General features: G+C 34.9%; 6 protein-coding genes and 3 pseudogenes. All 9 read right to left on the bottom strand.

Annotated elements, in window-relative coordinates:
- Nucleotides 1-108: 108 nt before the first annotated feature.
- Nucleotides 109-423 (bottom strand): annotated as a pseudogene (dtd, locus tag K8B81_RS20565) (D-aminoacyl-tRNA deacylase); the annotation flags it as partial.
- A 105-nt stretch (nt 424-528) separates the two neighbouring features.
- Nucleotides 529-1,506: a ribosome small subunit-dependent GTPase A gene (gene rsgA, locus K8B81_RS20570; protein ID WP_223683411.1), complete on the bottom strand. Its 978-nt coding sequence runs from the start codon at nt 1,504-1,506 to the stop codon at nt 529-531.
- Nucleotides 1,507-1,643: 137 nt separating this feature from the next.
- Nucleotides 1,644-5,276, bottom strand: coding sequence for a VIT domain-containing protein (locus K8B81_RS20575; protein WP_223683412.1), 3,633 nt, complete (start codon nt 5,274-5,276; stop codon nt 1,644-1,646).
- 343 nt (nt 5,277-5,619) lie between these two features.
- The gene (locus K8B81_RS20580; RefSeq protein WP_223683413.1) at nt 5,620-6,702 is read right to left on the bottom strand and encodes a bifunctional 3-deoxy-7-phosphoheptulonate synthase/chorismate mutase type II; all 1,083 of its coding nucleotides are present in this window, start codon (nt 6,700-6,702) and stop codon (nt 5,620-5,622) included.
- An 11-nt stretch (nt 6,703-6,713) separates the two neighbouring features.
- The gene (locus K8B81_RS20585) at nt 6,714-7,574 is read right to left on the bottom strand and encodes a prephenate dehydrogenase (protein WP_223683414.1); all 861 of its coding nucleotides are present in this window, start codon (nt 7,572-7,574) and stop codon (nt 6,714-6,716) included.
- Nucleotides 7,575-7,769: 195 nt separating this feature from the next.
- Nucleotides 7,770-8,915 carry a pyridoxal phosphate-dependent aminotransferase gene (locus K8B81_RS20590; RefSeq protein WP_223683415.1) on the bottom strand — a complete coding sequence of 382 codons (1,146 nt, stop codon included), beginning with the start codon at nt 8,913-8,915 and terminating at the stop codon, nt 7,770-7,772.
- A gap of 55 nt (nt 8,916-8,970) precedes the next feature.
- On the bottom strand, nt 8,971-9,807 hold the full coding sequence (locus K8B81_RS20595) for a prephenate dehydratase (protein ID WP_223683416.1): 837 nt from the start codon (nt 9,805-9,807) through the stop codon (nt 8,971-8,973).
- Nucleotides 9,808-10,432: 625 nt separating this feature from the next.
- A pseudogene (locus tag K8B81_RS20600) lies at nt 10,433-10,609 on the bottom strand (addiction module protein); the annotation flags it as partial.
- A 27-nt stretch (nt 10,610-10,636) separates the two neighbouring features.
- A pseudogene (locus tag K8B81_RS20605) lies at nt 10,637-10,754 on the bottom strand (IS1595 family transposase); the annotation flags it as partial.

Below are 10,754 nucleotides of genomic sequence, written 5' to 3' on the forward strand. Positions count from 1 at the left end.
GGGTTCAAGGAGAAGGCAGAGGACTAATGCGCAGCTTAGTTCTTAACTAGCAAAGTCTAAAGTTCACCTCTGCTTTCCTTTGAATAAATTTAAAGTTTTTATCAAATCCAAAGTAAAGGCAAAGTCTGGCTTTGAAGCTTTTATATACGAAGGGCGGTTTCCTTTTTTTGTTGATGCGTGAAGCGTAAACTGACTTACGACAATAATTTCTCCGTCAATATCCTGAACCGAGCAGTTCATGACATTATTCTCATCACCAAAAATTCGCATTTTTATGATTTTTCCGGCAAGCCAGTCGATATCTTCCGGCGTATCTGCGTCTTCGATTCCAACTAAAACCAGCAACCCTTTTTGAATGTCTGCAACTTTTTTTCCTTCAACGGTTACTGATGCTTCTGAAACTCTTTGGATTACTATTTTCATTAAAATTGTGAATTATTGTGAATAGGTTAGATACACTGCTGTGCATCTCTACATTTCCAATTTGGGATTTGGGATTTTATATAGAAAAAGGAATATTGAAATTTATTATTTCCTAGTTTCATCACTAGCTGCACGATCTTCGCCATAAGTATCGGTACGATAATGTTCATCATCTCCTTCGAGAATTTTAAGATAACTGTTATATCGTGACCAGGCGATTTCATCTTTTTCCAAAGCTGCTTTTATGGCACAATGTGGTTCTTCTTTATGCAGACAGTTATTAAATTTGCATTGATCTTTCAGTTTAAAAAACTCCGGAAAGTACCCGCTGATTTCTTCTTTCTCCATATCAACGATTCCAAATCCTTTTATTCCCGGCGTATCGATGATCCTGGCATCAAAAGACAAATCATACATTTCTGCAAAAGTAGTAGTATGCTGGCCTTGTTTGCTTTGTTCTGAAATTACAGTAGTTTTAAGATGAAGACTTGGTTCCATGGCATTTACCAAAGTTGATTTTCCAACTCCCGAATGTCCTGAAAACATGCTTACCTTGCCAATCATCATCTCTTTCAGCTTGTCAACACCTTTATTTTCTGTTGATGAAATTCGAAGGCATTTATATCCAATTTCAGAATAAATGTGCTGTAAGTAAAGCTGATCGTCTAACGTTTGTTCCGTTAAAGTATCAATTTTATTAAAAATCAGGATAGCTTCAATTCCATATGCTTCGGCAGTAACCAAAAAACGATCTATAAAACTGGTAGTTGTTGGCGGATTATCAATTGTAACCAGTAAAAAAACCTGATCAATATTAGAAGCAATAATATGAATCTGCTTGGAAAGGTTAACCGATTTACGAACGATATAGTTCTTTCTTTCGTGGATATTATGAATGGTTCCCGTGACTGCATCTGAAGTTTTGTCCAGTTCATAATCAACAATATCACCCACAGCGATAGGATTCGTACTTTTTATACCTTTTATTCTGAATTTCCCTTTCATACGGCATTCCACAAAATCTCCACTTTCAGATTTTACGGTATACCAGCTTCCTGTAGATTTATAAACGGTTCCTGTCATTCAACTTTTAGATTACTTTTTTAGATTTAGATTCCTCTTAAAACTAAAAATTTTTAAAGGCAAAATTACGTTTTTAGAATTGAACCACGCAACTTCGCCTTTTAAATTTGAAATCCAGGCTTCTAATTTATTATTCTTTACCAGACAATTTCGGCAAGGATTTCATTTTCTTTTATTTTTCCTAATTGAATTGTTTTTAAAGTTCTTACTGTTTTTCCGGCTTTAGTTGTATAAATTTCAACCATCACTGTTGCAGGACCATTTTCCGTCAATTCAGTTTCACCAAAATAATTCGTCTTGATTTGATATTTTCCTTTAATCGAATTTCGAATTAAATATTGCTCTGGTCCATAACCTTGCGTAAAATCTTTTGAGAATCTTGCACCAGTTTGTGTTTCTTTATTTCCATAGTAACATTCTTCTCCATTTGGTTCAATTATATGTAAATCCAAATCGACATCTATAAGATTCCAGTTCATGATAATTCGAATATCAACAGGCATTTTAGCCATATATCTTTTGTCTAATTTACCTGAATTCAAACCTGAATGCTCTGTTATCAATCGATTAATATCCATCAAAATGATATCTTCAACCCCTTCATATTGCCCACTCATTTCTTCATAATAATTCACTTCCAAAGCTTTCACCAGCTGATCAAAAGCTTCCTGATATTTCCCCGCATCTTCAACTGCCAAAGCATAATCTCTTAAACTTTGTGGTTCATGCGCCCTCCATTTGGCAACTTGTTTTGCAGTATATGAAGCATCCTCAAAATCCTGCCATTGGCGAAGCGTATAAGTAAGTGTTTTATATAATTGATGATTTTCTAATCCCAGATCAGCAATATTGCTGATCACCTGCAATGCTTTTTTAACATCGCCCTGATTGTAAAAAAAATGCGCTACATCAAAATAAAAACTTGGGTTTCTTTCCTGTACTTTTCTTAATTCCAAATACAAATCGTATTGTTTTTCTTTTGGCGCTGATGCCAAAGCTTTTAAATACAATCTGTCCGGGTTCCATGTTTTGGTTTCGTTTTGATTGGTTTCGTTTTGAATTGTATTAGCATCACCATTTTTAGTAGTAACCATAATTACGCCGTTTGACGCTCTGCTTCCATAAATAGCAGTTGCAGATGCATCTTTCAAAACATTCATTGAAGTAATATCATCTTTATTTAAATCTTCTAATTTTCCTCCGTAAACAACTCCATTTACTAGTATTAGAAGCTCATTTGCACCTGTAACTGATGTATTCCCTCTTATTGTAACATTATCGTTTGTTGCCTCCTGTACCTGAACTCCGGCAACTTTACCGGCAAGTGCCTGTGTTACATTATTTGAAAGTTCCGGGGTAACAGCTCTTTCGGGAATGTAAGATACAGCTTTCCGGGTTGATTCAGCTTCTTTTAATTCACCTGATTTTTTATCCCCATCCCGATAAACCTCGTTAGAATTCGCTACCGTGGGAGCTACAAATTTAACCTGATCAACTTTTGGAGCATTCGGAGGTGAAGCAACAGAATTATCTTCTTGTACTATCTCCATTACTGGTCCTGAACCAACTGGTTCATCAACTGTCATAACTGCATTTGCATCCCCTTTAACTGTCCCATACCCTACAGTAACAACTTCCTGAAGCGATGTGGTGTTTTCACGCAACTGGACTCTGATCATATTATTTCTCCCCACATTTATCTGAGTAGACTCAAAACCAATAAAACTAATATTAAGAACACTATTTTCAGGGGCTTGTATAGTAAACTTACCATCAAAATCAGTGCTGACTCCTTCCCTTTTTCCTTGTAAAATAATATTAGCTCCTGGTAATGCAATACCATCCTTATCTAAGACAACTCCAGAAATAAATCCGGCTGCAACCCTGTTACTTCTTTGTAAACTGTTTCCTCCAGCATTATTTTCTGATCTTCCTCGATTTTTTGTTTTTACTGACCGTTTTGGCTGTTCATATTTTATATTTTGTTTCCACCATCCACTTAATTCATTAAAATAGCTTTCAATCTTTTCCCAGTTATTTTTTTGCTCGGCAAGTCGGCTTTCTTGTTCTTGTTTTTTAATGCGGTCAAATTCAGTTCGCAATTCGGCTGGCGGAATAATATCGTACATGATATAGTCCCGAATATCTTCTAAAACAATAAGTGAAGTATTTTTAGTTATAATGCCGTATTTCTTGCCTAAAAGTTCGATTTCTTCTGCATTTTTAGCATATTGCAAATCAAGACTGGCTATTTTTTTCTGTGCCCAAAGTTTTTCAATATTAATATCATTAGTATTTTGAACTGTTCCATCAAGAGTAATTTTTTTCTCTAAAACCGCTTCATTATTATATCCGAATAATAAAGTGATTTCGTTTTTTGGATTTAAAGAAATTCCTGAAAAACTAAAATTCCCTGAAACCGAAGTTCCTTCCATCGGAAACAAATCAGTTACCGTTAAATTTTCTTTTATTCCCAAAAATTTCAAATTTGTATTTATCAATTTATCCAAAGCAATCTCAGTATTAATGTGATTTAAATTAATAAAATTACCACCAGCTTTCATTGAAGAAAAATTCAAAAAAGCAAAATCTGCTGACGCTGAAGAGGTAATCGTATAAAGCGGCTTTTTAGTCTTTGGCAAAATATTATCACTCAAAGAAGATAATCCGTCTGAAAAGAACAAATATTCCTCCTGATTTTCAAAATTGATTTGTGAAAAACGGGTTCCCCCATCGTATTTCGTGTTCTCCAAAACCTTTTTCAATTCAGACCAGTTTCCATTAACAATCATATATTCTTTTTGTTTTTCGAAAGTATAATTCAGGAAATACAAAGTCACTTTTGTATTTTTTATTTTCTGGAAATAAGCATCCAGTAAATTCAATTCTTTTTTCAAATCTCTATTCTGACAGCTCAAAGAGTTATCCCAAATCAGGCCAATTGAAGACGGATTTTTTTTAGCTATTTTATTTCCTTCTATAAAAGTATTTCCGTAGAAATAATGCTGTCCTCCCACATTCTGCATCACCAAACCTGGAATATTTTGCTGAATCGGAATCTTAAAAAGCATTTTTTCAGAAGGCTGGTAATTTTCTTTTTTCAAAGAAGTCTGAAAAGATTGGTTCCATTGCGAAAAAGCAATGGTTTCTCCCGAATTTTCAGCTACACTCGGCGATGCAGAAGCGCCAAAAACGAAAACATTGATCTCAAATTTATCCAGTTTTTCAGGATAGCGACTTACCAATTGATACGCCAAATTACTTTTATCTGAAGCAGACAGCTCTTCTTCGTAACCAATAATTACAATTCTTTCTCCATTTGGCATTAACGGATAAATTCTGGTTCTGAAATTATTACCATCCACTTTTTCCAATAACCCCGGATCAACTCTTCGATGCTCAATCGCTTCAAAAACCTGCTTCCCTTTGTTTTTATTTACCGGAACAGCTTCTCGGATTTTTCCGTTAATATCAATGGCGTACCTCGAAACGGAAACATTTTCGGGCAATGGAAAAATAAGTTCCGCCTCCATTTGACGGGTTCCCGAATTAAAAAAATGCATTTCGGCTGTAGTGTAAGCAATATTTCCAACCACCTTAACATTAACAAGGAGCTGACTCATCCTGACTTTCTCAGCTTCTGCTCCTTTTACCGACATTTCCGGACTTTGCGAAAAAGTTTTTGTTCCAATAAAAAAAACAATACAAAGGAATAAATTGCACTTTGTTTGAGAAAACGCCAACATTGAAAAAAGCGATTTTGAATTCATGGCATAGAAATTTAAAGTTGTATAAAAGTATAGAGAGCAAAAAGTTTTAAAAGGTTGGAAAGAAAATTATTTATTTTTATGTGCTTAATCTGCAAAATCTTCACGCAATTATTTTTTTCTCGCAGATTTTCCAGATTAGCAGATTTATTTCGATTTAAAAATCAGCTCATGTCCAGAAAATTTGCGGCAAACTTTTATCAAAAAAAATCCCCATTACTTCTTTCAAAGCAATAGGGATTTTAAAAAACAATTTAATTTTTAAAGTAGTGATATAATTAAAATCATTAAGAAAGCTTTAAAAAAACTTAAATTAACTTATATCACTTATATGGTTTAAAGAAAATTATGCATTGAAAATTTTCTCCTGGTGACCAATACTTTCCTGGTGAATCGCTTTGAACATTCTCAAAACAAACTCTTCAGTAAGACCTTTTTTCTCACCTTCCAGAATCATTTTTCCTAAGATTTCGTTCCAACGGCTGTTTTGAAGAATCGCTACGTTAGCATCTTTCTTCACCTGACCAATTTCGTCAGCCACTTTCATACGTTTTCCTAAAAGCTCTAATAAGTTAGCATCAAGTACGTCGATGTTTGCTCTAAGTTTCGTCATTTTTTGGCTGTACTCATCTGTAGTATCGTCCGTTTTTCTGATCGTCAAATCTTTAATAATTTGTTTCAAAGCGTCCGGAGTAACTTGCTGTGCAGCATCAGACCAAGCGTTGTCCGGGTCAAAGTGTGTTTCGATAATCATACCATCGTAATTCAAATCTAAAGCTTCTTGCGTTACTTCGAAAATCATTTTACGGTCTCCGGTAATGTGAGACGGGTCGATGATTAATGGCAAATCAGGGAATTTGTTTTGTAATTCGATAGCAATCTGCCATTCCGGAATGTTTCTGTATTTTGTTTTTTCGTAAGTAGAGAAACCTCTGTGGATAACACCTAATTTCTCAATTCCAGCCATGTGTAAACGCTCAACACCACCTAACCATAAAGCTAAATCCGGGTTTACTGGGTTTTTTACCAAAACGATTTTATCAGTTCCTTTTAATGTATCCGCAATTTCCTGAACTGCGAAAGGGTTTGCTGTTGTACGGGCACCAACCCATAATACGTCGATATCATGTTCCAAAGCTAGTTTACAGTGCGCTGCAGTTGCAACTTCAGTTCCCATTAATAAACCAGTTTCAGCTTTTGCTTTTTGTAACCATTTTAATCCAATTTCACCAACACCTTCAAATCCTCCCGGACGCGTTCTTGGTTTCCAGATTCCCGCTCTGAAAACACTTACTTTTGAATCTTTCAATTCGTGAGCAATTTTCAAAACCTGATCTTCCGTTTCTGCACTACAAGGTCCAGCTATCACAAGTGGGTGATCTAAATTGAAATCTTCTAACCACTTTCTCATTTCTTTCTTATTTTCCATCTTATTCTAATTTACTTTTTAGTTATTGTTAATCCGTTTAATATCTCTTTTATTTTATTTGTACTTTCCATTTCTTCAAAAATGGCATTATAATCTTCTTCTTTCAGCAAATCCCTAAACCGACTGAGATTTGAAATATATTCTTCTAGTGTTTCCAGGACGTGTTCCTTATTCTGCTTAAAAATCGGTGTCCACATAGCCGGCGAACTTTTTGCGAGACGAACCGTGCTTTCAAATCCGCTTCCCGCCATGTCAAAAATATCCTGTTCGTCTTTTTCTTTATTCATCACCGTTTTGCCAAGCATAAACGAACTAATGTGCGACAAATGCGAAACGTAAGCAATGTGTTTATCGTGCGAAACCGGATCCATATATCGAATTCTCATTCCAATTTCTGCAAAAAGTTTCAAAGCCTTTTCCTGCAGCTTAAAAGTGGTTTTTTCAACTTCGCAAATAATATTCGTTTTCCCCTGAAACAGTCCTCTTATTGCTGCCGATGGACCAGAAAACTCTGTTCCTGCAATCGGATGTGTAGCAATAAAATTTCTCCTTTTTGGATGACTGGCAACTGCATCGCAAATTGGCTTTTTAGTCGACCCAACTTCAAAAACAATCGTTTGATCTCCAACAGCATCCAGCACTTTTGGCAAAACGATCAAGGCAACATCAACCGGAACCGAAACAATTACAAAATCGGCCTCAGCCAAATCTTCAAAGTTTCCTGCCTGATCGATAACGCCCAAATCAATCGCTTGCTGCAAATGACTTTCATTCTTATCGATTCCAAAAATAGTAGCATCCGGATGTTTCTCTTTAATGTCCAGCACCATCGATCCGCCTATTAACCCTATTCCTATTACGTATACTTTCATATTCTTCTTTATTTGAAGCTGATTCCTGCTATCCGTTGCAATCTTTTCTGCCGAACCCCGGCAAAAAAGGATTTCCACTTCTATCAGGGCTAGGGCTTCTCGTTTTTTCAAGACGCTTCGTCATTGCGAGGAACGAAACAATCACACTAACAATTGATTCAGCAGCTGAGATTGCTTCGTCCCTCGCAATGACTATTAAAATCGTTCAATCGCCTCCTGTATTTTCTCTTCTTTCACACACAATGAGAATCTGATATATCCTTCACCGTTGCTTCCAAAAATGGTTCCCGGTGTAATGAAAATATGTTTCTCATATAATATTTCGTCAATGAACTTCTCTGCTGATCCTATTCCTTCCGGTAATTTTGCCCACACAAAAAGTCCAACTCCTTCTTTATACACTTTGCAGTTTAATTTTTCTGCTAGTTTTTCAGTCAATTCTCTGCGGCGTCTGTAAATTTTATTATTATTTTCAAACCACGATTTATCACATTTCAAAGCTGCAATCGCTCCTTTCTGAATTCCGTAGAACATTCCGCTGTCCATGTTGCTTTTTACTTTTAGGACAGCATCAATAATTTCAGGATTTCCTAAAACCATTCCGACTCTCCAACCTGCCATGTTGAATGTTTTACTAAGCGAATTCAACTCTAAAGCGACATCCTTCGCACCTTCAACCTGCAACAAACTCATCGGATTATCATTCAAAACAAAACTATACGGATTGTCATTAATCAATAATATGTTGTGTTTTTTAGCAAAAGCAACCAATTTTTCAAATAACGCTAAACTTCCTCTCGCTCCTGTCGGCATATGCGGATAACCCAGCCACATGATTTTTACTTTCGAAAGATCCAGTTTTTCTAAAGCTTCGAAATCTGGTTCCCATGCATTTTCTTCTTTCAAATCATAATAAACCGGAACTGCTTCTACCAGATTAGTTACCGAAGTATAAGTCGGATAACCCGGATTCGGAATCAAAACATGGTCACCCGGATTTAAAAATGCCAACGAAATATGCATGATTCCTTCTTTCGAACCCATCAATGGTAAAATCTCATTATTCGGATTCACTGCAACACCAAACTGATCTTTATAAAAATCCGCCATCGCCTGTCTCATTTCCGGCAATCCCTGATAGCTTTGATAACCATGTCCGTTTTCATCCTGAATTGCCGCAGCTACTGCTTCAATTACTGCTTTTGACGGACTCAAATCAGGGCTTCCAATTCCCATATTGATGATCGATTTTCCTTCAGACATGAGTTGTCGCACTTCTCTCAATTTTAAAGAGAAATAGTATTCTTCAACTGTGTCTAATCGTTTTGCTGTTGTAATCATGATTTTTATTTATTCTCTTTTAGAGTTTCAACTTTTAACTTCTAACAATTAACCTCTAACTTGCTAAGGGTTTCGTATTTCTATATTCCCCCAACACTTTAAAATATTCTGCCATTATATTCAACAATGCTTTTGCTTTTGCATAATCTTCGTATTTCTCAAATGTTACATCTACAAAAAATGAATACTTCCACGGCGTTTCAATTTTTGGAAGCGATTGAATTTTTGTTAAATTCAGTTTGCAGTCGCTCATTACGTTTAGAACCGCTGCAAGGCTTCCTCTTTTATGATCCAGTTCAAATTTGATAGAAGCTCTGTTGATTTCGCTTTCAGGCAAAAATGAATTTTGTTTTTTAATGATTACAAAACGGGTCATATTATTTTTGATTGTCTGAATCTCCGGTGCAATAATTTCAAGATTGTACATTTCTGAAGCCACTTTACTTCCTATCGCTGCAATTCCGGTTAATTGTTTTTCCTGAATTCTTCTTGCTGTTTCGGCTGTATCTTTATCTTCAACCAATTTGATGTTTGGATACGTTTTCAGGAAATCCATGCATTGCAAAAGTGCCATTGGGTGCGAATGAACTTCTTTTATATCTTCAATCTTCTGACCTTTTAAAGCCATTAAATTTTGGTGAATGCTTAAATAATGTTCTCCTATTATGTGTAAATTATTTTTGTCAATCAAAGCATAATTCGGAATAATTGGCCCTGCAATAGAATTTTCGATTGCCATAACCGCCTGATCTGATTTTCCGGTAATAAGGCTGTCAACCAATTCTTCAAAAGATAAACATTCGTCGATTTCAACATTTTCAGCAAAATACTCTTTCACTACCTGATGATGAAAAGAACCTTTGATACCTTGTATTGCAATTTTAGTTGTCATATAGTCAAAAAAAAATCCTGATTTTCATCAGGATTGTATATTAGTTTTATTTGTCTTAAATTTTGTTTCAAATAACCATAGCACAATCCTAACTTCTACTAAAGAAGAAATAAAAGTTGTTGCTAAAATAAAAACGGTTAGTTGCCATTTTGTTTGGGTTATTTTTTAAATTCTGTGCGAATGTATAAATTATTTTAACTGTACCAAAAAAAATATTGCATTTTATGAAACAAAAAAGGATTTCTTAACAAAATCTATCGGTTTTGTATGATATTTTAATGAATTGGACTTAAAATGAGATTTTTATAATTGGTTTTGAGAGAGATTTTTAACCGATGATTTAAAACCCTAATCTCTTAGACCAATTTTTAGGAGAACGAGAAGTATGAAAAACACCAATTACAATAATTTCATTCTTTTCAAATCTATAATGGATACCATACGGAAACCTTGAAATAAATCTAACTTTTATATTTCTATATTTCTTCTGAAAGGCCTGTGGATTTAACACCAGCTTCTAGGCAAAGCTCAAAATCATAAGAAAGCCCTATTCTTTGCTCTTCATACCAAAGAACTATATCTTCTATATCAAATAATGCTTCTTTTACAAAATGAATTCCGTATACTATCTGATATTTTTCAAATGGTTTTTAACCTCATCCCAAGTGTACAACTCTGTTTTTCCTTCTTCTAAGTTTTTGATTCGGATATCCAATTCATTTTTCACATCATCGGAAATTTCTAAATCTTCTTTGGAAACACTATCCCACAATTGTTCTGCCAAAACAATTTTCTCGGCATTACTATATTTAGATAAATTTTTATTGAGTTATACACTTACTATCTGTTTTATTTCTTTTTGATATATGGGTTTGGTATTTACCATTCTTTCTATCGATTTATGAAAAATACTTGTTTTAAATTGAGAACGGTTTATTCTAAAACAA

The organism is Flavobacterium hibisci, assembly GCF_020026925.1.
Taxonomy (GTDB): domain Bacteria; phylum Bacteroidota; class Bacteroidia; order Flavobacteriales; family Flavobacteriaceae; genus Flavobacterium; species Flavobacterium hibisci.

Coding starts and splice junctions, on each gene's coding strand:
- rsgA (WP_223683411.1), bottom strand. CDS start 1,506: ATGACAGGAACCGTTTATAAATCTACAGGAAGCTGGTATACCGTAAAA.
- K8B81_RS20575 (WP_223683412.1), bottom strand. CDS start 5,276: ATGAATTCAAAATCGCTTTTTTCAATGTTGGCGTTTTCTCAAACAAAG.
- K8B81_RS20580 (WP_223683413.1), bottom strand. CDS start 6,702: ATGGAAAATAAGAAAGAAATGAGAAAGTGGTTAGAAGATTTCAATTTA.
- K8B81_RS20585 (WP_223683414.1), bottom strand. CDS start 7,574: ATGAAAGTATACGTAATAGGAATAGGGTTAATAGGCGGATCGATGGTG.
- K8B81_RS20590 (WP_223683415.1), bottom strand. CDS start 8,915: ATGATTACAACAGCAAAACGATTAGACACAGTTGAAGAATACTATTTC.
- K8B81_RS20595 (WP_223683416.1), bottom strand. CDS start 9,807: ATGACAACTAAAATTGCAATACAAGGTATCAAAGGTTCTTTTCATCAT.